The organism is Paenibacillus jamilae, from assembly GCF_050482105.1.
In the GTDB taxonomy this organism is placed as follows: Bacteria; Bacillota; Bacilli; order Paenibacillales; family Paenibacillaceae; genus Paenibacillus; species Paenibacillus jamilae_B.
Window position 1 is genome coordinate 621,228 of sequence record NZ_JBCNHI010000018.1, and the last position, 25,076, is coordinate 646,303.

Annotated in this window: 21 protein-coding genes; 17 read left to right on the plus strand and 4 right to left on the minus strand. The window is 43.9% G+C overall.

What is annotated here, in order from left to right; genetic code table 11:
* Positions 1-18: 18 nt before the first annotated feature.
* Both ABEW32_RS18100 and ABEW32_RS18105 read left to right on the plus strand, forming a co-directional pair.
* A complete protein-coding gene (locus ABEW32_RS18100) occupies positions 19-825 on the plus strand; it encodes an HAD-IIB family hydrolase (protein ID WP_430190123.1) in 807 nt (268 codons plus the stop codon).
* Between the two features lie 68 nt (positions 826-893).
* Complete coding sequence (locus ABEW32_RS18105; RefSeq protein WP_430190126.1) at positions 894-1,799, plus strand: ROK family protein; 906 nt, start codon at positions 894-896, stop codon at positions 1,797-1,799.
* 144 nt (positions 1,800-1,943) lie between these two features.
* Here ABEW32_RS18105 and ABEW32_RS18110 read toward each other — a convergent pair whose 3' ends face one another.
* Entirely contained in the window at positions 1,944-3,905 is a 1,962-nt protein-coding gene (locus ABEW32_RS18110) for an endonuclease MutS2 (protein WP_430190129.1), read from the minus strand.
* A gap of 631 nt (positions 3,906-4,536) precedes the next feature.
* On the opposite strand from ABEW32_RS18110, the gene ABEW32_RS18115 reads away from it, so the two are divergent.
* The 3 genes from ABEW32_RS18115 to ABEW32_RS18125 all read left to right on the plus strand — a co-directional run bounded on the left by ABEW32_RS18115 (position 4,537) and on the right by ABEW32_RS18125 (position 9,224).
* A complete protein-coding gene (locus ABEW32_RS18115) occupies positions 4,537-5,526 on the plus strand; it encodes a helix-turn-helix transcriptional regulator (protein ID WP_430190131.1) in 990 nt (329 codons plus the stop codon).
* A gap of 138 nt (positions 5,527-5,664) precedes the next feature.
* A complete protein-coding gene (locus tag ABEW32_RS18120) occupies positions 5,665-7,506 on the plus strand; it encodes an ABC transporter ATP-binding protein (RefSeq protein WP_430190134.1) in 1,842 nt (613 codons plus the stop codon).
* Complete coding sequence (locus tag ABEW32_RS18125) at positions 7,503-9,224, plus strand: ABC transporter ATP-binding protein (RefSeq protein ID WP_430190136.1); 1,722 nt, start codon at positions 7,503-7,505, stop codon at positions 9,222-9,224. Before ABEW32_RS18120 ends, ABEW32_RS18125 begins: the two co-directional genes overlap by 4 nt.
* An 85-nt stretch (positions 9,225-9,309) precedes the next feature.
* Here the strand turns inward: ABEW32_RS18125 and ABEW32_RS18130 are convergent, their stop codons facing one another.
* Complete coding sequence (locus tag ABEW32_RS18130) at positions 9,310-10,539, minus strand: MFS transporter (RefSeq protein WP_430190139.1); 1,230 nt, start codon at positions 10,537-10,539, stop codon at positions 9,310-9,312.
* Between the two features lie 382 nt (positions 10,540-10,921).
* On the opposite strand from ABEW32_RS18130, the gene ABEW32_RS18135 reads away from it, so the two are divergent.
* Positions 10,922-12,025: a DUF3900 domain-containing protein gene (locus tag ABEW32_RS18135; protein WP_430190141.1), complete on the plus strand. Its 1,104-nt coding sequence runs from the start codon at positions 10,922-10,924 to the stop codon at positions 12,023-12,025.
* A gap of 117 nt (positions 12,026-12,142) precedes the next feature.
* Here the strand turns inward: ABEW32_RS18135 and ABEW32_RS18140 are convergent, their stop codons facing one another.
* Complete coding sequence (locus tag ABEW32_RS18140) at positions 12,143-13,072, minus strand: L-lactate dehydrogenase (RefSeq protein WP_430190143.1); 930 nt, start codon at positions 13,070-13,072, stop codon at positions 12,143-12,145.
* 232 nt (positions 13,073-13,304) lie between these two features.
* On the opposite strand from ABEW32_RS18140, the gene bcaP reads away from it, so the two are divergent.
* From bcaP to ABEW32_RS18195, 11 genes are all read left to right on the plus strand, one after another.
* On the plus strand, positions 13,305-14,696 hold the full coding sequence (gene bcaP, locus ABEW32_RS18145; RefSeq protein WP_430190146.1) for a branched-chain amino acid transporter BcaP: 1,392 nt from the start codon (positions 13,305-13,307) through the stop codon (positions 14,694-14,696).
* Between the two features lie 163 nt (positions 14,697-14,859).
* Complete coding sequence (locus tag ABEW32_RS18150) at positions 14,860-16,110, plus strand: WD40/YVTN/BNR-like repeat-containing protein (RefSeq protein ID WP_430190149.1); 1,251 nt, start codon at positions 14,860-14,862, stop codon at positions 16,108-16,110.
* A gap of 151 nt (positions 16,111-16,261) precedes the next feature.
* Positions 16,262-16,444: a hypothetical protein gene (locus ABEW32_RS18155; protein WP_430190152.1), complete on the plus strand. Its 183-nt coding sequence runs from the start codon at positions 16,262-16,264 to the stop codon at positions 16,442-16,444.
* Positions 16,445-16,631: 187 nt separating this feature from the next.
* The gene (locus ABEW32_RS18160; protein WP_430190155.1) at positions 16,632-17,027 is read left to right on the plus strand and encodes a DUF2500 domain-containing protein; all 396 of its coding nucleotides are present in this window, start codon (positions 16,632-16,634) and stop codon (positions 17,025-17,027) included.
* A gap of 130 nt (positions 17,028-17,157) precedes the next feature.
* A complete protein-coding gene (locus tag ABEW32_RS18165; protein WP_430190158.1) occupies positions 17,158-17,907 on the plus strand; it encodes an SDR family NAD(P)-dependent oxidoreductase in 750 nt (249 codons plus the stop codon).
* A gap of 119 nt (positions 17,908-18,026) precedes the next feature.
* A complete protein-coding gene (locus tag ABEW32_RS18170) occupies positions 18,027-18,449 on the plus strand; it encodes a cell wall hydrolase (RefSeq protein ID WP_430190161.1) in 423 nt (140 codons plus the stop codon).
* A gap of 58 nt (positions 18,450-18,507) precedes the next feature.
* Complete coding sequence (gene gerQ / locus ABEW32_RS18175) at positions 18,508-18,963, plus strand: spore coat protein GerQ (protein WP_430190164.1); 456 nt, start codon at positions 18,508-18,510, stop codon at positions 18,961-18,963.
* A gap of 356 nt (positions 18,964-19,319) precedes the next feature.
* Complete coding sequence (locus ABEW32_RS18180) at positions 19,320-20,654, plus strand: hemolysin family protein (RefSeq protein WP_430190167.1); 1,335 nt, start codon at positions 19,320-19,322, stop codon at positions 20,652-20,654.
* A gap of 201 nt (positions 20,655-20,855) precedes the next feature.
* The gene (bioB, locus tag ABEW32_RS18185) at positions 20,856-21,863 is read left to right on the plus strand and encodes a biotin synthase BioB (RefSeq protein ID WP_430190171.1); all 1,008 of its coding nucleotides are present in this window, start codon (positions 20,856-20,858) and stop codon (positions 21,861-21,863) included.
* Between the two features lie 36 nt (positions 21,864-21,899).
* Positions 21,900-23,018 carry a glycerol dehydrogenase gene (locus ABEW32_RS18190; RefSeq protein ID WP_430190174.1) on the plus strand — a complete coding sequence of 373 codons (1,119 nt, stop codon included), beginning with the start codon at positions 21,900-21,902 and terminating at the stop codon, positions 23,016-23,018.
* 154 nt (positions 23,019-23,172) lie between these two features.
* Entirely contained in the window at positions 23,173-23,664 is a 492-nt protein-coding gene (locus tag ABEW32_RS18195; RefSeq protein ID WP_430190177.1) for a hypothetical protein, read from the plus strand.
* A gap of 76 nt (positions 23,665-23,740) precedes the next feature.
* Here ABEW32_RS18195 and ABEW32_RS18200 read toward each other — a convergent pair whose 3' ends face one another.
* Positions 23,741-24,973 (minus strand): aminopeptidase, encoded by a 1,233-nt coding sequence (locus ABEW32_RS18200; RefSeq protein WP_430190180.1) that lies wholly within the window; start codon positions 24,971-24,973, stop codon positions 23,741-23,743.
* Positions 24,974-25,076 lie beyond the last annotated feature (103 nt).

Genomic DNA, 25,076 nt, shown 5'->3' on the forward strand with positions numbered 1-25,076 from the left:
ACTAAGGGAGGCTTATTTATGTTTAAACTGGTAGTAAGTGATTTGGATGGCACTTTTCTGAACAATAGTGGTATTTTTGATATTGAATTATTTAATCAGGTATACGAAGAGATGAAAAAAAATAATATTTCCTTTGTTGCTTGTACAGGTAAGCAATGTGAACGAGTAGAGGAATTATTTGGTGAGCACGGAAAAGGAATCTGGATTTTGGGGGATAGCGCTACTCGTATTAAAAAGGATGGAGTCGTTGTAAAAGAGTTTACAATCGAGCGTAATTTAGCGTTACAAGCAATCCATCAAATTGAAGCTTTCGCTAAGGATTTTATTATTATTGCATGTACAACAGAAGCAGCTTATGTTCACTCTCATATTGAAGAGGAATATTACAAAATTGTGAAGGGCTCCTACAAGGAAGTGCTGAAGATTGATTCATTTGATCAAATAAATAGCAACTTTCTTAAAATAACTGTTTATGATCCATCCGGGAGAAGTTCCTTATTAAGAAAACATGTTGAAAAATCACTGCTAGATCAAATTTATATTGTGGATTCTGAAGCGAATTGGTTGGATATTACAGCCCTTCATACCCATAAAGGAGAGACGGTAAGAAAACTCCAAGAGATACTGAATGTTACTGTGGACGAAACGATGTCTTTTGGAGATGGTGAAAATGATGTAGAGCTTATGAGTATTGCCAAATACAGTTTTGCTGTAAAAAATGCTTGTGAGAACACAAAAAATGCAGCAAGTTTTATTACTAAATCCAATGAAGAAAACGGTGTATTGTTAACGATAAAGAAAATGATGGATTTACAAAAGCACTAATATTAATTATCGTTATTAAAAGATAGACTTCAGATTCCACACTACCGAATGGAAGGACTATACGCAGCATGAAAAATAAAATACTGGTTTTTGATATTGGCGGCTCTTTTATTAAATTCAGTTTATATTTTCAAGGTGAATTTATGACGAAGGGCAAAGTTGCTACACCATTAGATTCACTAGAGAATCTGCTTATAACCTTGCAGCAAATTCACAATCAGTTTATAGATGAATGTGAAGGTATAGCCGTCAGTATGCCAGGTATTGTGGACTCGGTCACTGGTCATATGGTGCATGGTGGTTCATTAAGGTATATAAACGATATCAATATGATTGAAGTTTTTAAGGAAACGTTTGGTTTACCTGTAGCTATTGAAAATGATGGAAAGTGTGCTGCTCTTGGAGAAGTATGGCGCGGATCTCTACAGGGTATTGCTGATGGTGTTGTTTTGGTAGTTGGAACAGGGATGGGCGGTGGAATTATCTCTCAAGGTAAATTGCTGAAAGGCCATCATTTATCGGCAGGGGAATTCTCCTTTATCAGAACGAACAACGAACATGCAGACGATGTTGATTATCTGCTTGGTATGCAAGGAAGTAGTTCTGTTTTAGCTAAAACGGTTGCCAAGGCTAAAGGACTTCCTGAAGATGCTATAACAGGTGAAAAAGTATTCAAGCTCATTGAAGAAGGGGATCATACGGTACAAAGGATTTTTCAAGAATACTGTAGGAACATCGCAACACAAATTATTAATTTGCAAACAATTCTTGACCCTCAAAAGTTTGTAATTGGGGGAGGCATATCTGCCAATCCTTTGTTGGTTGTTACCATTAAAGAAGAATTAGAGAAGCTTTACCTGCATTCAATCTTAAATTTTGTGCGTGCAGATATTGAGCAAAGTAAATTAGGCAATGAAGCGAATTTGTTAGGTGCTATATACAATTACATGAAGTCACACCATCTTGAGGTATAAGTTAAAATAAAAGCAAAAGAGCGTGTCTTTAGCTTAGGACACGCCTTTTTGCTTTTATTTAGTTTACATAATGTTTATTATGTTCACTTAGTGTATACGAAATTCCGCAGCAACCTATTTTCAATGAAGAATATACACGTACGCTTACTTTTCATTATCCGGGGGTGATTCAATTATTAGCCCCTGAACATGTTTGCGCGTTAGAAGCTTTCGTTTTTTGCGGTTTTCCTTTGTTTCTAAAACAATATCCAGATCATAGTCGTCAGGATACAATTCTGTTGCAGCGATGTGAAGAGTGAGCCTCTTTTTGTTGATGATCAGCTTTTGTCCTTGAATCAAAATTCCAACATTACCTCGCTCATCCTCGGTCTTGTAAACAATACCGGTTCGATCTAGATAGCCGGCATAAACACTATCTCCAAGAGCAAATGGCTTGGCTTTGAGTGGGTGCTCTTGTTTTTCCTGTTTTGCGACTAAGCGGTCTGTAGATGCTTTTTTAGAGGCAGGTTTATATACATCGTCAGACTTTTTATCATCAAGAGAAGGGGGAATAACCAAGGATTTTTGTGTATCCTGAGATGCTCTTCCAGCAGAAATGACCTCCGAACGCTCGATAATGCGAGTCCACATGCCTAGCTTCAAAGCTATTGCGTATGCGTAGCTTTCCCCGGCCTCGCCGATGCGAAGTCGGTACAAGGGTTGCAACGTTTCGGTATCAAACTCCATACGAGCATTTTGAAATCCCGGTGTGTTTTCAGCAAAATGCTTGATTTCGCTAAAGTGGGTGGTAGCCACTACTGTCGCCCGTCGACGATGGAATTCTTCCAGCAGGGCGATAGAGAGACCTACGCCTTCTCCCGGATCGGTACCGGATGCCATTTCATCAATCAGGATCAAAGTAGAGCTGCCTGCCGTTTCCAAAATGCCAATCATGTTGCGGATATGTGCAGAAAAGGTGCTCAAAGCATGTTCAATACTTTGGCCATCCCCGATGTCTACTACAATGTCCTCGAATACAGCCATGCGGCTGCCTTGCAAAACAGGTACCAACAGGCCAGATTGTACCATGAGTGTTAACAGTCCGACGCTTTTGAGAGCCATCGTTTTTCCGCCTGTATTCGGCCCGGTAATAATAAGCGAGGAATAACCTTCACCAATTGAAAAATCGAGCGGCACCATCGTGTTCGCCATCAATGGGTGACGTGCACCATGGATATCTATAATTCCAGCATCGTTAAGCTCGACAGAGACCGCATCCAGTGTCATGGCATATTTGGCTTTAGCCAATAAAAAATCCAGTATGCCTACCGCCTCTGTATTAATGCTTAATTCCTGGCTGTATGACTCAGCCATTGCGGTCAAGTCTCCCAGTACTTTCATTTCTTCTTTTGATTCTTCTGCCATGTTTGCGCTCTGTTCGAATTGTAGATTTACGATCTCTGCAGGTTCAACATAGACAGTTTGACCGCTTCCTGATTCATCCAGTACATTGCCTTTCACCTGTTTGCGGAATTCCTTTTTGATCGGAAGCACGTAACGGCCATTGCGCTGACTGATCATATTTTCCTGCATGATGGATCGATGACGGTCGGTGAGAGAGTCTAATTTTCTCTTGATACGTTCTTCAGTAACAGCAATTTTTTTGCGAATTTTAGCTAGCTCTTTACTGGCGTTATCCGTTACTCGACCCGAATAAATGCATCTCTCGATTTCGGATAGGAGTGACTCCATACCATACATAGAAGAGGCATAAGCACTGACGGTTGGAGCTGCATCCGCCTTGGCATGCATATATTTCATTAGCTGCATGCAGCTTCTGATGAATTGGGCCAAATGAGAAAAATCACGCTCGCTGAACATATAGCCGGTCCCCAAGAGGTGCAGGATGTGCTCCATTCCTTCCAATGAAGGAACGGGTACGCTAGCTCCGTGGCGAATGAGCTGTACAGCTTCGCTCGTTTCGTTAAGACGGTTTGTGATTGTACGAATATCTGTAATTGGCTGCATGGAAGCGGCATGATGCTTACCTAGGTACGAAAAAGCACATTCAGATACTCTTGTTTTAATCTGATCATAATCCAAACGCAGCATTGTAGTTTCGTTCATGAATAAATCTCTCCTTTAGTTGTGTATTGACAGGATTTTTTAAAACCTTTCTGGAAAACAAAAAAGGGCGGAGAATGAACAAAACGTTCATTCTCCGCCCTTTAAGGGAGAGGGAATGTATGATCAAATAAGCCTGTAATCCAGCATATGCTCTCCCAATTTTGTGTTTTAATCTACAGGCCAACCAACATAACAGCTTATTGGCTTATGAATAGAAAAACGTGTAAAAGGAGTTCACAAAGCTGAAAACAAAAAAACCGTGCTGAACACAGCACGGATTAAGGCCTAAATGAAAATAATCCCAAAGGCGATTTATGATATCCGCATGTTCTTAACTAATACCAGGGTGATAACTCAGCAAGAAACAAACCTGTCCCTAAAGGATACAAGCGCCTGATGGTCTTCCCTGAATATGCAATTGCTTAGTTAAGAACGTTCACCGACATTAAAATCTCTCCCTTAATTGAAGATATATCCATAATATACGATCAGACAGGTATTGAAGTCAAGGTCGACTTTTGCACTGAATGTTAATTATCTTTTAATTGAGAATGATAATCATTATAATTATAGTGATAAACTGAATTCGTATGTACTGCAAATCCAGCTATAAGAAGGAAGTGATGACAAGATGAAGATACAAACTTCTCCGTCTACTTTTAATGAATATTTTAATCAGATAATCGATTCCAACCTAATGATTCATGATAATAGCTCCACTCCATTAGGAATGCAGCACGAACATTTTTATCAGATACCCGAAAAGTGGGGAGACGGAATACATCGAACACATTTTTTACGCAATGGCCTTGAGCTATCACTTAGCAAAATGTTATTTCATGAGCCAGTCCAGATATCAAAAAGAATTGATAGGCCTTATCTGGAGTTGGCACTAAACATTGATTATTCCGCCACTTGGTCTGTGGATGATTTTCGTTCAGATCGTGAGCACGGGGGACATGTACAGCTCGTCTACATGAATGATGTGAAGATTCACGCAGAGATAGCAGCTAGTAAGGCGATGAATCATCTAGAGCTGCGTTTTAAGCCATTGCTATGGCAAGAGTTACTACAAGAGCTGGGTATTCGTTTGGAGCAGTCTTTTGCTTGCATGGAAACGTTGATTACTCCTGATATGCGTGCTATTGCTCAAGAATTGTCATCTCATTCTTACGTGGGCATAACCCGTCAGCTTTTCTTGGAGAGCAAAACGCTGGAATTGATGGCTCTGTTTTTGCAAGAAATACGTATATCTCCACCTAAACTTTCCATGACGATTAAACCCACTGATGTGCAATGTATTCACGAGGCGCGAGACATTTTACTCCGTACACTGGTTCAGCCTCCCAGTCTGATTCGGTTGGCACAGATGGTACATATTAATGAGCAAAAACTGAAAAATGGCTTTAAAGAGCTATTCGGAACAACAGTATTCGGCTTTGTGCGTCAGCAGAGACTGGAAAGAGCCAAGCAACTGCTGGAGCAGGAGCAGATTTCAGTCAGTGAAGCATCGGCGATGGTTGGCTATAGCAACTTTAGCCATTTTGCCGCACTATTCCGAAAAACATATGGCTACAATCCCAGTGCCTACCGAAAAAATAAAAATTTATGCTCCTTATAAAACGTTCATCTTCCTAAAATTCTCCCTCCAGCGGTGATGTTTCTCCCGGAATTGGCGGTAGAAGGCAGATTGCGGGTCCTACAATGACATAGGCTCAAGCATTCTGTAACTGCCGTACTCGGAAAGGAGAAATGATTCATGCAACCAAAAACGGGCATCGCCCGATTACTCCAAATCGCTGGGGAAAAACGCGGATTACTTGCTTTTTCCGCTTTATTTTCTGGTTTAAGCGCCATTTTCATGTTGGTGCCTTATGCTTCAGTTTATTTTGTGCTCAAGGAGCTACTTGAGCATGCTGCACAACCTGCAACCGCAGACGGGCCATGGATGATTCAATGGGGGCTCATCGCTTTAGCAGGTTTGTTAGCCAGCCTTATTACCATGTACGTCGGCGGGCTTATCTCACATATAGCGGCTTTCCGTATTTTGTACGGCTTACGCGTCAAGCTTTCAGCGCACATCGGTAAACTCCCCCTAGGATGGCTAAATGGTACTTCCACGGGGGCTGTCAAAAAAACCTTGGAGCAAAATGTGGAGAAAGTAGAGACGTTTGTCGCTCACCAATTACCGGATCTAGTGCAGGTTGTTGTGACAGCAGCCGTGATGATTGCCGCCATGTTTAGCTTGAATATATGGCTGGCGCTCGCTTGCATCGTGCCGATTCTGCTTGCTTTCACTGTTCAGATGACACTGATCGGTGGCTCCAAAACACAGGATAACATCAAGGAATATTACAACTCATTAGAACGCCTGAATGGGTCGGCCGTGCAGTATGTCCGTGGTATACCCGCAATCAAGGTGTTTGGGCAGACGGTGCATTCGTTCCGTAGGTTTTATTCCGATATGGTGCATTATCGTGAGTATTGCATGAGATTCACTGACCAATTTGAAACGGGTTTTCTCGTATTTAAGGTAATCATTGGCTCATTTGCTGCTTTTGTACTTCCTGTCGGTGTATACCTGTTAAGTGGTAATCCGCAAAATGTTGCATTTGCCTCGGTGTTACTATTTTTTCTGGTAATGGCTCCCGGAGTGTCAGCACCCATGTTTAAAATTATGCACCTGATGTCTTCAATGCGTGATATTAATGAAGGTGTTAGTCGGATAGACCGTATTTTTAACGAACCTGCAATACAAGAGCCAGCGCATCCGCAGCAGCCGACTACTTATGATGTGCAATTTGAGCAAGTTTTCTTTTCCTATGGAAATACAGAAGAAGTTAATAAGCATGAGGACGGAGATGATAATCAATCGGCTCATGTACTGTCTGATATTACTTTTATGGCAAGACAAGGGGAAATGACCGCCTTAGTCGGCCCGTCTGGTTCCGGCAAATCGACGATCGCTAATTTGGTGCCGCGTTTTTGGGATGTACAGAAAGGTGCAATCCGTATTGGTGGCGCAGATATCCGCCAGATGAGCACATCTAACCTGATGGATACGGTTGCCTTTGTATTTCAGGAAACTTTTTTGTTCTATGACTCCGTATTTAACAATATTGCTGTAGGTGATGCGCAGGCTTCTATGGAGCAGGTTATAGCGGCTGCAAAGGCAGCACAGTGTCATGAGTTCATTTGTAAGCTGCCGAACGGCTATGATACGCTCATCGGGGCTGGCGGGGTATACCTATCAGGCGGAGAAGAGCAGCGACTTGCGGTAGCACGTGCCATTCTCAAAAACGCACCTATTCTCGTATTGGATGAAGCTACGGCATTTGCTGATCCTGAAAATGAATATGAAATGCAGCTGGCATTAAAAGAACTAATGAAAAACAAGACGGTTATTGTTATAGCACACCGTTTATCTACTATTCAGCATGCAGACCAGATTCTGGTGCTTCAGGATGGGCATATTGCTGAACGGGGGCAGCACAGTGAGTTGCTGGAACAAAAAGGCCTATACGCCCACTTGTGGCAAGCCTATACGGATGCCGGACAATGGCAGATTAGTGCACGGGATGAGGAGGCGGCTCAACGATGAGAATGTTGCAAAATATCACGGCTGGAAATCCAAGAGTACTGTTAAAACCGGTAGTATACACGACCTTAGCCAATATCGCAGGCCTGATTCCTTTTGCCTTGCTGGTAGGAGCGGCCCGCCTGATTTTCGAGCCTTTTATTCATCCGGGAGCTTCGCTCCATGCTGCTGGCTTATGGTGGATTAGTGGGGGACTGCTCCTGTCGCTACTTCTGTTGTTTCTGTGTGAGATTCCTGCCTATCGTTCCCAATACCGTGGAGCCTATGATGCCTCGGTAACCGGGAGGTCGCGTCTGGCTGAGCACTTACGTAAACTGTCTCTTGGATTTCTGAACAAGCGCGATCCCGGTGACTTGGCCAATATGATGATGGGTGATTTTACAATGGTGGAGCATGGGATTTCCCATTTGGTGCCACAGATGATCGGGGCGGTGACAATGCCACTGCTGGCATTAATCGGATTATCCTTTTTAGATTGGCGGATGGCGCTGGCATTGTTTGCAGCTTTTCCGGTGGCCATTTTGTTGGTATTGCTTACTTCCCGTATCCAGCGGCGGCTGGGGGCCAATCATATGCGCGCCAAAATCAATGCTGCGAATCGTCTACAGGAGTATTTAAATGGTATTCGGGTGATTAAAGCCTACCAGCTAACTGGTGAGCGTTTTGTCCGGCTGGAGCTTGCATTTAGAGAACTGATGCGGCACAGCATCCGTATTGAAGGATTATTAGGACCGATTGTGCTGGCTGCCATTGCTTTCATGCGGTCTGGCTTGACGTGGATGGTTATGATCGGGGTATATCTACTGCTAGCGGGCCAAATGGACGTTATTGTGTTTGTTTCTTTTCTAATTGTAGGCACGCGTATTTATGATCCCCTGACCGCTGCGCTTGTAAACTTCGCTGAGTTTAAATACCACGAGCAGGCAGGTGAACGTATCGTCCAATTGCTGAACGAGCCAGTGATGGCGGGTGACCAATTGCCTTCGGAAAGATACGATATTGAGCTAAGGAACGTAAGTTTTGGATATGGTGATCAGCCTGTATTGCGGGATGTAAGCATGACTATGCCGTTCTGTTCTTTTACAGCACTCGTAGGACCCTCCGGCAGCGGGAAAAGTACGGTATTGCGTATGATTGCTCGCTTTTACGATCCGGATCGGGGCCGTGTGCTATTAGGTGGAAACAACATCCAAGAGATGAACCCTGAAGCACTGCTGCGCAAGGTATCTATGGTATTCCAGGATGTATATCTGTTTCAAGATACCATAGCGAATAATATTCGATTTGGCAAAAGCGATGCTACACAGGAAGAAATCGAAGCGGCTGCTCGTCAAGCTTGTTGCCACGATTTTATATCCAGGCTGCCCAAGGGATATGATACCCGGGTAGGTGAGGGAGGTAGTACATTATCGGGCGGCGAGAAACAACGGATCTCCATTGCCCGTGCTATTCTTAAAAATTCACCGATTGTTTTGCTGGATGAGGCTACATCCTCGCTGGACCCTGAAAATGAAAGGGATATTCAGCAGGCTATTAATCGTCTTGTACAAGGTCGAACGGTTATAGCGATTGCTCATAGGCTCAAAACCATTCGGAACGCAGACCGCATTGTAGTGTTGGACAAGGGAAGGATCGTGGAGCAGGGAAGACATGATGAACTGTTGGATAACACCGGCCTATATGCACGATTGTGGAACAGGCAGCATGAGGTAAGAGAGTAATAGTCTGTATGAACTCAGGATACAAACATTAAGAAACCGCCCCGGGAGAAGATGTCATATCTACCAGAGGCGGTTTCTTGTCGTGTTAGTCAGAATCATCGACTATGACAGCTTGTACAGGCTGCTTGTCACGTAGCTTGTCACGTAGCAATGGTAACAACAGCATCGCTCCAAGTAAAAATAAACCAGCACTCACGGTATATACAGTGATCAAAGAGGATGCGCCTTTGAGTGTTCCGCCGATGCTCATACCGACGACCATCATCCCGGAGAAAAGGGGAGAGAGGGCACCGCCGACGCGGCCGATAAAAGCAGCTTCGGCATTTTTCATCATCATCGTGTTGATACCAATATGAATGCAAGGATAAAAGAGGCCGCTGAATACTTGTAATGCCATTGTCAACACAATATTATGTGACCATCCGACTCCGAAGGTGGCCAGTGTGCTGACCAAAAGTCCGATCACGAGCAGCAATTGCGGCTGTACTTTTTTTGCAACCCCCATAATCAGGCCACCTCCTACCAGCATAGCTGCTCCGTTCGCCATTAGTGGCCACTGCAGAAATTCCTTGTTTTGCCCAAGGTTCTCGATGGCGACAAAAATCATTAATGGTTGAATAAGTCCGACCGCTAGCCCAATTATGGTAAATGTCCCCCCAAGCGTGCGAAGTGTACGGTTATTCCATACATAGCGTATTCCTTCTTTGAGTTCTTCAGTGAAATGAGTGGGTCGATCATCAACCTGAATTACTTGTTCATCTTGTGGGATACGAGTCAGAACAAGCGCCGAGATGAGAAACAATATTCCTGTTATGGACAAAGAAATGAAAATTCCAAAGTGTTGATAAATAAATGTCCCGATCACAGGACCGATAACCATAAATAATGCCATAAGCGACTGAAAAAGAGCCATAACTCCCTGAAGCTGTTCTGGGGCTACATGCTGCTTTAATATTTTCATCGCAGAGGGCTGAGAAAATTGAGATAGAATGGCCGAAAAGAAAGTGGATAGCAATAGCACCTGCCACGACCCGTACCACAATGCGAGCAACACGATAAAAATAGACGCGGCCGACAGCAGATCGCAACTAACCATTGTCCGTTTAGGCCGCCAACGATCCGCAAATGTACCTCCAATGATGGCAAACAGAAAGATAGGTGCAAATTCAGCAACCGAAATGAGCGATACGTATATGGGATCATTACGAGTCAAATCCGTTACATACAACAGTATGGCAAAGTTTCGCACCCAGATGCCCAAATTTAGCAGTGCGTTGGAGGCGATAATGGTCCTTATATATGGATTTTTAAACAACAACAAACTCTCCTTTCTTATTGTCAGATCATTAGCTCTTGAATGATTTTATAAACAAAATAATATTTTGTCTATATAATAATAGATAATATAATAAATATACTGTTATTCAGTCAAATGTTTTTTTATAATCCTGAATAAAACATAGGGAATAAAAGGAAATAGTCAATCATGCAAAAAAGCGGATTAGAATAGAAGAGGGGGATCACTACATATTTATAAATTGAATGGGATATCCAAATAAAAAAACAAAACTACATAATAAATATTATGTTAACTAATTCATGTCTCTTATCTATCAGAATCTGAATCCGATGTACCTTTTAAAATCATAGTGATATAATTACGCGTACATGCCTGAAAAGGAGCGTATAGAACGTAAATGAACTTTCAAGTGGACTTTTTATCTTTTTTTGTTATTCAGGTAGACGGGAAAGAAGGACAAGGTGGTAAGTCCTATAAGCATTATGCTACAATGGATGACTATGATTACGACGAGAGTGATGTCAAAAAATTTCTGGACGGGGAATTTGCTCGTATTAGCAAGCGAAAGGTTGAAAAAAATCCCAGCACAGAGCAAGCACCAACAAAAATTGGCCGCTTTATCGTCGAACCGGAACATGAATTGAGCAGCAATCCGAATTTTAATATGTTCGCCCGACTACGTGCAGCAGAGGATAAGGAAGATTTTAAAAATGCATGTGATGATCTGGTGCGGATGTATCTGGATACAAGCGCGGTACGCGGTGGTGCACTGATCATTGTGCAGGCTACATTGAATACCCATTCTGACGACCCGTTTATTTTTGTACTCAAATGTGATTTCGAACCTAAAATTGCACGAATTACTGAAAGCAGCCTGGTCAGTGAGGTCGAAATGGCCATTTCAGCCCGGAATATGAAATCCATTATGTATCCTTACATGCTGGAAGAGGGGATGAACGATGAGTGGGAGCTTAAAATTCATCAGTCTTCGCATGCGCGGTATTTTGAAGACTTTTTGAAATTCGTGACCTATGAGCAATCCATGCCGGAAATCGTTAATGAGCATGTTATGGGCTTCGTTCAGAACTATGTAGAAACCAAATGGCCGGATGCCTCTAACGAGGAAAGACAGCAGGAAGAGCGCGATCTGGAGCTGTGGGCGGCCAGTGAAAAACGGGATTTGCAAGGGAAGTGGGAGCCTCTTCAGGTTGTAGAGGCTGCGCAGCATATTGTTGAGCTAAAACCGGAAATTGAAGTTCGTTTCAAACTGGATGATACGGCTGTGCGCGGGTTATTATCCGACTTTGGTGCCAAGCTGCATATCACAAAGCTTCATGATAGATACGCCCTTATTATTGAAGGTGATGCATTTACGTTTGAAAAGGGATTTTCACCGATTGAGCTGCTGCAACCTGAATCATTTGAAACGGTGGCTGAGCGGCTCAAAGAGAAACGTCAACATGAAGATGAAGGTATGGGTGGCGATACGCCACCTTGGTAATTTAGAACGCATAGCAGGGCAAGAAACGGAGTTATATTAAAAAAACGGACCTCACAACGGATATATCCGCTGTGTAGGCCCGTTTTTGTTTATCCTTTATGTTCCTAACTTACTGAATTACACATGTACTTTACTAATTTGATCTCTCAGCTTGTCCGCAGATTGAATCAACCTTGCACGTTCTTCGTCATTGAGCGGAAGATCCAAAATTTCACGCACTCCATTGTGATCGACGATACTCGGTACACCTAAATAAACGTCAGATACACCGTTATAATCTTCCAGCAGAGTGGACACATTAAGTACCGACCCCTCGTCCCCAAGGATAGCCGCTACGATGCGGTCGAGAGCCAGCCCAATGGCATAAGATGTTGCGCCTTTGGCATCTATAATTTCATAGGCAGCATTTTTTGTATTTTCAAAAATTTCATTTTTCGTTTCTTCGCCAAGTTCCAGTGGTGTTCCAGCAACGTTAGCTGTGCTCCATACAGGTAATTCGGAATCACCGTGTTCACCAATAATGTGAGCGTGGATGCTTCGTGGGTCGATCCCCTTTTCCTTACCGATCAGATAGCGGAAGCGTGCGCTGTCCAGCAATGTACCCGATCCAATAACTCTGCTTGAAGGCCATCCACTGCGTTTCCAAGAGATGTAGGAGAGAATATCCACTGGGTTGGTTGCGATCAACAAAATGCCATGGTTATTAACTTTGACGATATTATCAATAATACTTTCGAAAATTTCGGCATTACGCTTGAGCAGATCGATGCGCGTCTCTCCAGGTTTTTGTGAAGCGCCTGCCGTAACAATGATGATATCTGCATCACGACAGTCTTCATAATCACCCGCCCACACTTTTACACCGCCGAGAAAGGGAAGCCCATGATTCATATCGAGCATTTCCCCCTTCGCCTTCTTGACGTTAACATCAATAAAGACAAGTTCTGACATGCGTTGGCGCAGCAGTAGAGTATAGCCAGTTGTTGTGCCGACCGCTCCCATGCCGACAATAGCCACTCTACTTCGTTTGTAAGGTTTTAAGCTCATTAAATCCTCATCTCCTTCTCGGGTTGTATACCTTTTCATTTTGGCATATTACTTCAAAATTTATCTTTCCAACTTAGTGTACCGTATATAATTACCCACCGTAAAGAAATATGACATTTTTCCTTGACTTCAAAGGCGAGCTCGCTAATAATTAATCGAGCAATAGGAACATGCACTAAAGCGTTGCAGTACCGATATTGACGTAAGAAATTATGGAAAGAGGATTAGAAATATGGACTTATTTCGAAAAAAAACCGGATTGCTCCCACATGAGGAAAGCGGATCTACAGGTCGCTTAAAGAGAACCATGGGACCTTTTGATCTCACCATGCTAGGAGTGGGGTGCATCATCGGAACAGGGATTTTTGTTATTACTGGCAAGGCAGCAGCAGAAAATGCTGGTCCCGGCTTAATGCTTTCTTTTGTTATTGCAGGGATTGCCTGCGTATTGGCAGCCTTGTGTTATGCAGAGCTTTCATCTACAGTTCCCGCAGCTGGGAGCGCTTATGCATATAGTTATATTGTGTTTGGAGAAGTTCTGGCCTGGGTACTGGGGTGGGACTTGATTTTGGAATATGGAGTGGCGGCCGCCTCTGTAAGTAGTGGCTGGTCTGCTTACTTTCAAGGCTTACTGGCCGGATTTGATATACATCTACCGTTAGCTTTAACTGCAGCCTTTGATCAGGCCAAGGGGACCATCATTGATCTACCAGCCGTGTGCATTATCATGCTCATTACACTGCTACTAAGTCTTGGAGCCAAGGAAACAGTCCGATTCAATTTCATCATGGTTTGTGTTAAAGTCGGAGTTGTACTGCTATTTATCGGGATTGGAATCTTTTATGTTAAGCCTGCCAACTGGACACCATTTTTGCCTTATGGATTTTCTGGTGTTTTGAGTGCTGCGGCAATCGTATTTTTCGCTTACCTGGGTTTCGATGCTATCTCAACTGCAGCCGAAGAGGTACGTAATCCGCAGCGGAACATGCCCATCGGTATTATTTCCTCTCTAGCAATCTGTACGATATTGTATATTGCCGTTTCGATTGTGCTGACAGGAATGGTGCCTTATACACAATTGGGCGTTAGTGATCCGGTTGCGTTTGCTCTCCGCTTTATTCATCAGGATTTCGTAGCCGGATTAATTTCAGTCGGTGCGATTGCGGGGATGACGACCGTTTTACTGGTGCTGTTATACGGGCAGACACGATTAATTTTTTCCATGTCACGTGATGGTCTTTTACCCGTTTTTTTATCTAAGGTAAATGCCAAGACTCAAACACCGATTCGAAGCACATGGCTGGTGGGCAGCATTATCGCGTTGGCAAGTGGTTTGTTCCCGTTACATGCACTGACCAACCTGACGAGTATTGGAACCCTGTTCGCTTTTGCTGTAGTTTCGGTTGGGGTCATCGTTTTGCGTAAGACACGCCCAGAATTGAAAAGAGGGTTTACGGTACCATGGGTTCCGTTACTCCCGCTACTGAGTGCTTTGGTTTGCATCGGACTGATGCTTCAGCTTCATATCAGCACATGGATTGGATTTATCGTGTGGCTTTTGCTTGGACTGCTGATTTATTTCTTCTATGGGTATCACAAAAGTTTGTTGAACCATAAAGCCTAAACAATATGAGTATAAAAAAGCCGGTATCCTTCACTTTTGTGAAGGAGCCGGTTTTTTTTGTCATTACGCGAAAAGTGTCACATAGGGGTGTTTATGGTATAATTCTGTTTCAGATAAGCTTTTGGCACGTGATTACCGCATGCCATCGAGGGAGGATTTTGATATGAAACTGCGCTGGCGTGCGCTCTTGGGAGGAGTAGTGCTGTTGACGGGCATCTTGTTAACTGCTTGTACTGCTGAACCCCAAAAAACTGTAACTAAACCTCCGATTGAGGAACCAGATGACCAGGGACAGACGATGACTATTAATCCGCCAGTGGCCCCGAAGGAGGGCGATCCAAACGCCAAATATGTAGTACAGACACGAATTGCGGATTTTCATTTAATCGATAACAATAAAGGGTTGGTTTGGGGAGTTACCCGTAATGAGCTTCGACTGTATTATACTCATGATGGCGGAAAAACATGGAATAATATTTCTCCCTCCGAAAACGTCCAATTTCAAGACAAGCTTGAATATGGCAAGGATATTAGCTTCACGGATTCCCGTCACGGTTGGGTTGTCCGTCAAAATCTCGACCAAACAGCAACAGTCATTCTAAGAACGGCAGATGGCGGACAGAGCTGGGATGTTTCAGCGTTACCAAGCGGAGATCATGTAAGCTCGATTCAATATGTAAATCCAACTACAGGCTGGATTATGGCTTATACAAAACTGAATGAGCAGGATCAACAAAAAATGTTGTATCACACCACGGACGGAGGAGCTACCTGGAATAAAGTTGCGCAAAGTTCCGGTATGACATCCTACAAATCAGGCTCCGGTTTACCCGATCAGGGCAGTGTAGCGGGAATGAGCTTTTCTTCCAACAATCAAGGCTTTGTGGCGATCAATCTGGACAGTAGGGTGAAATTGTATAAAACTCCGAATCAAGGGAAAACGTGGACTCCGGTAGCTAACAGTCTGCAGGGGTGCCCTCAGGCCAAGGCAGAAGCACAGCAGTCCCTTGAAGGTAACAGTTCCTCATATTGGATTCCGATTCTCTGCTATGGGGATAAAGGTACAAAATACAACGGACTGTTTACGAATAATACAGGAACACAATGGAACAATGTGCCTTTGGGTCTGAGTAGCAATAGTAATTCTATAACTCCTGGACGTACCTTTCTCAGTGATAAGGAAGGCTGGGTCATAACCGAAAACGGTATGAGCCGTACAATGGATGGAGGCAAGACGTGGATAAGTCTCAAAGGCAACAAAGTGTTGCCTTCGAAGCTAAAAGACTACCCGCGATCAGTCAAGCTTCGCTTTGCTTCTTCATCGGTAGGTTGGCTGCTTTTGGAACGGCTCGACGACAAGAAATCATTGCTATTAAAGACAACGGATGGCGGATTAAACTGGAAAATTTTATAATTTCAATAAAGGATCTTGCCCTGGGATGGTTCCCAGGGCGTTTTATTTTTAAAAAATTTAAATTTTATACGACAACATGTGAAAAAAATCACAAACTAACAGATGAGCCACTGTTATACTAAACCTGTAAACAACGATAGGAGTGATAATCATGAGAGCGAATCAGGATCATATGTTAACCCAATACTACCTTCAATTTTGCTACACTTGTCAAGATGCCTATGGTTGCACAACTGAAGAGGACTGCAAGCAATGCGCAGAGCGTTACGCCCAAGAAGAAGATCATGAAGTTCTGGATGAAACACAACGTTATCTCCAGCTTGTACATGTGTAAATCAATGAGTTATTCTGATATCGCCATATCTTGAGCCTCCCGGACCTATTCCGTGGAGGCTCTTGGCGTTCTTGAGGGTTGCTATCAAATTTGGGCGGCAACATACATATACTATTATAGAAGGCTTGAAGCAGGTCAGGATGCCTGGTGGTTTCCCTATGGAACCTGGCGGAGAGGAGTGCGGTGCATGGGATTTGAGTCATTATGGATGTTCGATTGGCTGGGTACGGTATTGCCCGTATTTTTCGTAGTTGTGTTGGGTATTGTCGTGTTGTCTGCGGGCAAGGAAGTCATGGAATGGAACCGGAACAAACGGCAGCCAGTTTTGACGGTGGGTTCCCGGATTACAGCCAGAAGGACACATCTCCAGCAGAGGCGCCAGGAGGAACAAGGAACTCGTACTTATACTTTCTATTATGTAACCTTTGAAGTGGAGAGCGGCGACAGGATGGAGTTCAAGGTATCTGGGGAAGAATATGGTCAATGCGCTGAAGGGGATGAGGGACGACTTACTTTTCAAGGTACAAAATATATTGGGTTTCAGCGTCTTAATCGCTATAGCTTGGAGCAGGTTAAAATGTAGCAGTCAAAATGTCAAAGGTCATTTAACAGCCTTCTGCGAGGAACCAGGGTAGGAGGCTGTGAATGTTTCTTGTACGGCACATTTTGGTACATATATACTAAAACAGAGTAGTTCAGAGGAGGAATGAATCGTGTTATTTGAAGGACAAGTTGTTATTGTAACAGGAGCGGCGCATGGCATTGGGAAAGAGGTCGCTTTGACCTACGCTGCTCAGGGTGCCAGAGTCGTGTTTGCTGACCACAATGAGGAAGAGGGCGCCGCAGCTGCTGCAGCAGCCCGGAACGAGGGCTATCAGGCCATTTTTATTCCTTGTGATGTGCGTAAGGAAGAAGACATAGTAGCACTGATCCGTGCTACAGAAGAAGAATACGGTACGATTCATACGTTGATTAACAATGCAGGCGTATCCAAATGGAAATCTCCATATGAGTTAACAGTAGCAGAATGGGATGACATTCTGAATACCAACGTACGCAGCTGTTTTATTGCAACCAGGGAAGCGGCTAAGGTAATGAAGCGAAACGCAGAAGGGGGCTCAGTGGTTAATATGACCTCTACACGAGCTTTCATGTCAGAGCCGGACACGGAAGCCTACGCGGCATCCAAAGGAGCCATAGCCGCCCTTACACACGCGATGGCCATATCGCTAGGAAAGGATCGGATTCAGGTTAATTGTATTAGTCCAGGGTGGATTGAAACCGGAGATTATGAGCAATTGCGTGCGGAAGACCATCAGCAGCATCCGGCTGGAAGAGTAGGGACCCCTAAAGATATCGCACGTGCCTGTTTGTATCTGACACAACCTGGAAATGATTTTGTGACAGGTACGAATTTAGTGGTCGATGGTGGCATGACGCGTAAGATGATCTATGAGCCATGATAAAAGCTTAAATGAGTAGTCCCAATCGGGGGCTACTTTTTTTATTTTCTGGACTGTCACCTATTGGGCATTTGTACCATAAGATAGGGTATGTGAAGGAGAAGCAAGGAGGGGACGCGGTGGCTGTAATCAAGACCAACTCAGAGGATGTAAGGACCCTCGCCCGGCTGATGCGGGCTGAGGCTGAGGGTGAAGGCGAGATGGGGATGCTCATGGTTGGCAATGTCGGAGTGAACCGGATTTTAGCCAATTGCCTGGATTTCCAAGGGATACGCCTCATGAATGACATGGTGTTTCAAAGCCCCGGAGGTTTTGAAGCTACACAGAAAGGGTATTTTTATCAGAGGGCCCGTGATCGGGACATTCGACTTGCCCAGCGTGTAATCAATGGTGAGAAAATACGTCCGGCATCCAATGCATTGTGGTTTTTCAGACCGGCTGGAGATTGTCCGGATACCTGGTATAACCAGACTAATACCGGACGCTTTAAAGCCCACTGCTTTTTTAGCCCGACTGAACAGGACTGTCCTAATGTATATTAGACACCTTTCAGAATGGCTTGAAGAATCAAAATTAAAACCATTTATAGGAGGAATTTAAATGATTTCACAGCAAGCTTACCGTCCCGTATCTTATGCTTCCAGCAATGGATATCCCGAATGGCCAAGAGGGATGGCTCCAAGCGGAACCATGCAACCTATGACTGGCTTTCCGCCTTCAGTAAGTAGTGGCAGCGCCATGACACCAACGGGTACGGTAGTTCAGGTTCAGACTCCGCAATACGAGCAATCATACATCGAAAATATTTTACGCTTGAACTTGGGCAAAACGGGAACTTTCTATATGACCTATGAAAATAACCGCGAATGGAATGCGAAAATATTCAAAGGTATTCTGGAAGCAGCAGGTCGGGATCACATTATTATTAGTGATCCGGCAACAGGCAAGCGGACCATTTTATTGATGCTAAACCTGGACTATGCAACTTTTGATGAGCCGTTGTTGTACCAATATCCCGGCGTCATCGGGAACCCGGGCGGATCCCCGGTTCGCTGATGCCTTCATATATATGATTTTACATCCTCTGCCAGACGGCAGGGGATGTATTTTGTTTATATTCTTTCTCAAATATAGTTGCTTTCTTGGTGGTAAGAGGCGAAAACGAGAGCTTTCTGACCTAAATGATAGGCGAGTTGATTTTTCTGACATTGCTTGTGGTTTGACTGTATAGAGTATAGTTATATAATTAAATATAAGCTGATGAATGATTGAATCATTTATGCGGAATATGGCTTATGAAGGCCGGAAGGGGTGAATGTGTTGGGAAGTTGACGCTGCTTATGATGTGTTATCGTTCTGTCTATGATGAAACTATCCGAAGGAGGTGCGCCTGTCTGCCGTAATGACGGCTGATGGGGAGCATATTGAGTGACCCTTTACCGAGTATGTTTAACTTATTTATTGTTTTTGCATTAGTATTATTGAATGGTTTTTTTGTATCTGCGGAATTTGCCATGGTGAAGGTTAGAGGCAGCCGTATAGAAACTTTGGTGGAGGCGGGCAATAAAAAGGCCGTATACGCCGCCAATATGATACGCAATTTGGACGCTTACTTGTCTGCCTGCCAATTGGGTATTACCTTAGCATCGTTGGGACTGGGATGGATCGGAGAGCCGGCCATCGCACATTTGATCGAACCTGTATTTACAGCCGCTGGCTTAGGAGCGGTATACGTGCACGGTACTGCCGTGGTCATTGCATTTATTGTCATTACGATTTTGCATATTGTGCTGGGTGAATTGGCACCCAAAACGATAGCTATTCGTAAATCTGAGACTATTACGCTGTACTCGGCCATGCTGATGACTTGGTTTTACAAGCTGATGTATCCATTCATATGGGCGTTGAATGGAATGGCGAACAGCCTGCTGCGTTTATTCCGTCTGGAGCCGGTATCTGAATACGATGATTCCGCGCATACAGGGGATGAAATACGCATTCTGATGAAAGAAAGCAATAAGAGCGGACTAATTGATAATACGGAATTGGCGCTTGTTGATAATATATTTGATTTTGCCGACACGACCGCCAGGGAAATCATGATTCCGCGCACGGAGATGATCTGTTTATACAGTAATGAGTCCACAGAAGAAAATCTCGCGATCGCAACGGAAAGCATGAGAACCCGTTATCCAATCTGCGCCGAAGATAAGGACCATATTATTGGCTTTATCCATATTAAAGATCTTCTACGTGCGAACACGCTGGATACCCGTACAATGATACGACCGATTCTTGCTGTTCCTGAATCAACGCAAATTAGTGATCTGCTCAAACGCATGCAACGTAGCAAGACACAAATTGCAATTTTGATTGATGAATACGGTGGTACATCGGGTATGGTAACACTGGAAGATATTATGGAGGAAATCGTCGGTGAAATTCAGGATGAGTTCGATCAGGAACGTCCGAGTTGTGAACAGATTAATGACGAGGAATTTTCCATTGACGGTATGTTATTAATTGATGAAGTGAACGATCGTTTTGGACTGGATCTTGATCATGAGGATTATGACACCGTGGGGGGCTGGCTATACTCGCATGTCGAAGTTATTCCTCCACAACCAGGTCAGTCTGTAGTGTTTGAAGGATGTATGTTCATTGTAGAAGAAGTTGAAAACAAGCGGATTTCACGTATTCGGCTAATTAAACAGCCTATCGTCGTGGAGGAAGCAGGAGTCTCATAATAAAATAAATAGAGCAAGCGACCTTCAATGATGTGGGGTCGCTTTTTATTTTGTCTTCTTTACATAAAGAATATGAATTGATATGATATTCATGTTATTGTCAACCTTATTGAACTTCACCAAGTTGACAATAGATGAAATTTCCTTAAAGCTGATCATCTTGTCTGGTTACATAAACATTTAAATGAGGGAGGATAAAGTATGAATTTATTCAAAAAGGAAGTAGATTGGGGCTTATTAGCTGAGAAAGCGATCCGTTTCAGCAATCTGACGCTGGAAGAAGGCATGGCGATACTGGAAGCGGACGATGTGGAATTATTACCGATTATGCAAGCTGCATTTCAGGTGCGGCACCATTTTTACGGAAAAAAAGTAAAGCTCAATATGATTATGAACGCCAAAAGTGGTCTGTGCCCAGAGGATTGTGGTTATTGCTCGCAATCCATCGTTTCCACGGCACCTGTCAGCAAGTATAGTATGCTGGACAAGGAATCGCTATTGGCTGGAGCGAGGGAAGCCATGGCACGAAAAGCAGGGACATATTGCATTGTTGCTTCTGGCAAAGGTCCGACAGATCGTGAGCTGGATCAGGTAGTCGATGCTGTGCAAGAAATTAGTCGTACCATGCCGCTCAAAATTTGCGCTTGTTTGGGAATTCTCAAGGAAGATCAAGCACGGCGATTAGCAGATGCCGGAGTACACCGTTACAATCATAATTTAAATACAAGCAAGGCTAACTATCCCTCGATTACGACTACACATACATATGACCAACGCATCGAAACTGTGAAAATGGCTCAATCACACGGGATGTCTCCATGCTCTGGCGTTATTATCGGTATGGGGGAGACGAATGAGGAAATCGTTCAAATGGCTTTTGCTCTCCGAGAGTTAGATGCCGACTCGATTCCGGTTAATTTCCTGAATCCAATCCCGGGAACCCCACTAGAAGAAGCACAGCGAATCTCGCCGATTCAAGCTTTGAAGGTGCTGGCACTGTTCCGATTCATCTGTCCATCTAAAGAATTACGCGTCGCAGGCGGAAGGGAATTAAATCTGCGCTCATTACAACCGTTATGCCTGTATGCAGCAAATTCGATTTTTGTAGGAGATTATTTAACGACCGAAGGCCAAGAGGTAACCGCTGATCATCAAATGATAGAAGATCTTGGCTTTGAAATTGAGATGTGTGCCCTTTCAGCGGTATAATAGGGATTGTACAAACATGGAAGGGAGAGTCGAACAATGAGCGAAAAAGTATTTATTAGTCCAGGTAAATATGTGCAAGGGAAAAACGTGATTGATAAAACAGGTGAATATGTTAAGCCTTTAGGCCATATAGCCTTGGTTATTGCGGACAAGCTGGTTTGGGAAATTGCAGCCGATCGAGTAGTCAAAAGTCTGGAACAGGCTGATATTACTGCAGTAAAGGTTGAGTTTCAAGGGGAAGCATCCAAGAATGAAGTCAATCGTATTGCTGATCAGGGACGAAGTGCCCAAGTTGATATTGTCATTGGTGTAGGTGGCGGCAAAACGCTGGATACCGCTAAAGCTGTTAATGAGCTACTTGGCTCCTCAGTTGTGATTGTTCCAACGACCGCCTCTACAGATGCACCCACCAGTGCACTATCTGTTTTGTACACGGATGAGGGTGCATTTGATACGTATTCCTTTTTCAGTAAAAATCCGAGCTTAATCTTGGTTGATACGAAAGTCATATCTCAAGCACCGCCTCTGTTCCTCTCCTCAGGCATTGCAGATGCCATGGCAACGTGGATTGAAGCTCGCGCAGTCATTGAAGCACGTGCTACAACTATGGCCGGCGGCTTGCCAACCTTGGCGGCAGAAGCCATTGCGTCCAAGTGCGAGGAAGTGCTTTTCGATTACGGACTGCAAGCTTATGAATCTGTGAAACGCAAAGTCGTTACACCGGCGCTTAAAGCGGTAGTGGAAGCCAATACGCTACTAAGCGGTCTGGGCTTTGAAAGTGGTGGCTTGGCGGGCGCACATGCCATTCACAATGGCTTTACCGTACTGGAGGGAGACATTCATCATCTGACGCATGGCCAAAAAGTAGCCTTTGGCACCTTAGTACAGCTTGCCTTGGAAAAAAGACCATTGACTGAGGTGGAGCGGTATATTGATTTTTATTTAAAACTGGAACTACCTGTTACGCTGGAAGACATTAAGCTGCAGGAAGCCTCCCGGGAGGATTTGTATCGTGTAGCTCAGGCTGCTACCAAAGAAGGCGAAACCGCTCACAATTTACCATTTGCTGTTACAGCGGATGATGTACTTGATGCCATTTTAGCGGCTGACCAGTACTCAGTTGCCTACAAGGCTAAAATTGGACATAGAAACTAACCTATACAAAGAAATAGTAGATTCTGAGGTCGCTGATTAGCGGCCTTTTTCCCATTATTTAACTTGCGGCTTATGATATGATTTTCATGGTACATAATTAGGAAATGCCGGGAGTAAATTTATGGCTCCCCTAAAATTTGAAAGGGGTTTAGCGATGCCAAAATGGAATGTAGAAGATCAGGGTATTCAATATAGTATTGAGTACAAGCGCGGCTTTACCGGAGGAAAAATCATTGTGAATGGTAGCGAGCAGAAGGTGAAAAGCCAGAACGCATTTTTGAACTTGATCGATTTTCCGATTAGATTGAAGGAGAAAGCTGTAAATGTTGTGGTCATTGGCAATAAAGCAGATTTAGCTGTGGACGGAGTATACCTTGGGTCCAATCAGCCTTATGTTCCAGTAAGTAAAGCTCCGGGCTGGAGCTGGGCCTTTGTCGTAATTAGTTTGGTTATAGGGTGGTTGTTTGCAGGCATCTTTGGTCTGTTTTTGGGGATATTAGGCAGTATGTTTTATGTGAAATCTTCTTTATCCTTACATCAAACCATTAATCGAAGAGTTGTAAGCTGCTTTATTGTCTTCTTCATCATTAGTGTTGTACAAATCGTATTTGGACTTGCAGCGAATTATTGGATTAATACACTGTAAATGTATGTAGCATAACTTAAAAGGAAGAAGCAAGAAGGCTCTCCCGCATAAAGCGACGAGAGCCTTTTTTGCCGTGTTAGATTGCCCAATTACCTTTGCGGAAGATCGGTTCCTCGGTACCGTCTTCGGTAACGCCGTTGATATCCATTTCACCTGAACCAATCATAAAGTCGACGTGAGTCAGACTCGAGTTCAGGCCATTGGCAGCCAACTGCTCCTGATTCATATCCTTACCACCTTTAAGGTTGAATGCATAGGCATTACCGATAGCCAGGTGATTAGAGGCATTTTCATCAAACAATGTATTGTAGAATAAAATATTTTTGTCAGAGATGGGTGACTTGTGAGGCACGAGTGCGACCTCGCCCAGGTAGTGTGAGCCTTCGTCCATTTCTACGAGATGCTGGAGTGTCTCCAAGCCGGTTTCGGCCTGTACATCGACAATACGTCCATTTTCAAAGGTCAGTGAGAAGTTGTCGATAATATTGCCACTGTAGCTGAGTGGCTTAGTGCTGCTGACTTTACCGTTTACTCCTGTTTTAAGTGGAGCAGTAAATACTTCCTCCGTAGGCATATTGGCTACAAAAGTATGTCCCTGTTGGTTGACGCTTTCCGCTGCTACCCACAGATGGTCTTTTGCCAGTTCGATAGTGAGGTCTGTCCCAGGAGCCAGATAATGCAGCTTTTTATAGCGTTTGGAGTTCAAAATATCAGCTTTGCTTGAAAGGGTTTCTAAATGCTCATTCCACGCCTCCACAGGGTTGTCCAGATCCACACGTACAGTGCTGAAAATGGCTTCCCACAGTTTATCCATTTGCTCGGAAGCTGGCAGATTAGGGAACACTTTGGCCGCCCATTCTGCTGAAGGATAAGCAATCAGAGACCAGCTGAATTTGTCAGCCATTTGGTATTCACGGTATTGGCGTAATTCATGTGAACGCACGCGCTGAGCAGCCGTAATTCTGCTGGACGGAATCCCTTGGAGCAAATCTGGATTCTCGGCAATAACATGAAGTACCGCAGCGCCATTTTCGACCTCTTCAGTCATTTCAGCTGCGTACCATTTGGGAGCAATATTAAAAGTTTCATCAGGAGCTAGTTCATACTGTAATCGGGTAACCGTTTCATCACTCCATTTTACTTTAACCAGCTTGGCTCCGACAGTATATGCTGATTTAACGATAAGTCGTACGAGCTCGGCGGACAAGATTGGTGCATGAACGATAAGTGTCTGCCCAGGTTGGACATTGGCGCCCACTCGAACGGCTAACTCCGCATATTTCTGCAATTTTTGTTGAAAATCTGACATGTAACTTTCCTCCATTTCACGAAAAAGCTTCAAATAAGAATAGGGTAACTTGCACAGTTTTTTTGCAAATTCCACACATAGCTTATATATTGTACAATGTAAC

Excerpts from the sequence above, each read along its gene's own strand:
- ABEW32_RS18100 (WP_430190123.1), top strand. The coding sequence starts at position 19 with ATGTTTAAACTGGTAGTAAGTGATTTGGATGGCACTTTTCTGAACAAT.
- ABEW32_RS18105 (WP_430190126.1), top strand. The coding sequence starts at position 894 with ATGAAAAATAAAATACTGGTTTTTGATATTGGCGGCTCTTTTATTAAA.
- ABEW32_RS18110 (WP_430190129.1), bottom strand. The coding sequence starts at position 3,905 with ATGAACGAAACTACAATGCTGCGTTTGGATTATGATCAGATTAAAACA.
- ABEW32_RS18115 (WP_430190131.1), top strand. The coding sequence starts at position 4,537 with ATGAAGATACAAACTTCTCCGTCTACTTTTAATGAATATTTTAATCAG.
- ABEW32_RS18120 (WP_430190134.1), top strand. The coding sequence starts at position 5,665 with ATGCAACCAAAAACGGGCATCGCCCGATTACTCCAAATCGCTGGGGAA.
- ABEW32_RS18125 (WP_430190136.1), top strand. The coding sequence starts at position 7,503 with ATGAGAATGTTGCAAAATATCACGGCTGGAAATCCAAGAGTACTGTTA.
- ABEW32_RS18135 (WP_430190141.1), top strand. The coding sequence starts at position 10,922 with ATGAACTTTCAAGTGGACTTTTTATCTTTTTTTGTTATTCAGGTAGAC.
- ABEW32_RS18140 (WP_430190143.1), bottom strand. The coding sequence starts at position 13,072 with ATGAGCTTAAAACCTTACAAACGAAGTAGAGTGGCTATTGTCGGCATG.
- bcaP (WP_430190146.1), top strand. The coding sequence starts at position 13,305 with ATGGACTTATTTCGAAAAAAAACCGGATTGCTCCCACATGAGGAAAGC.
- ABEW32_RS18150 (WP_430190149.1), top strand. The coding sequence starts at position 14,860 with ATGAAACTGCGCTGGCGTGCGCTCTTGGGAGGAGTAGTGCTGTTGACG.
- ABEW32_RS18155 (WP_430190152.1), top strand. The coding sequence starts at position 16,262 with ATGAGAGCGAATCAGGATCATATGTTAACCCAATACTACCTTCAATTT.
- ABEW32_RS18160 (WP_430190155.1), top strand. The coding sequence starts at position 16,632 with ATGGGATTTGAGTCATTATGGATGTTCGATTGGCTGGGTACGGTATTG.
- gerQ (WP_430190164.1), top strand. The coding sequence starts at position 18,508 with ATGATTTCACAGCAAGCTTACCGTCCCGTATCTTATGCTTCCAGCAAT.
- ABEW32_RS18180 (WP_430190167.1), top strand. The coding sequence starts at position 19,320 with ATGGGGAGCATATTGAGTGACCCTTTACCGAGTATGTTTAACTTATTT.
- bioB (WP_430190171.1), top strand. The coding sequence starts at position 20,856 with ATGAATTTATTCAAAAAGGAAGTAGATTGGGGCTTATTAGCTGAGAAA.
- ABEW32_RS18190 (WP_430190174.1), top strand. The coding sequence starts at position 21,900 with ATGAGCGAAAAAGTATTTATTAGTCCAGGTAAATATGTGCAAGGGAAA.
- ABEW32_RS18195 (WP_430190177.1), top strand. The coding sequence starts at position 23,173 with ATGCCAAAATGGAATGTAGAAGATCAGGGTATTCAATATAGTATTGAG.
- ABEW32_RS18200 (WP_430190180.1), bottom strand. The coding sequence starts at position 24,973 with ATGTCAGATTTTCAACAAAAATTGCAGAAATATGCGGAGTTAGCCGTT.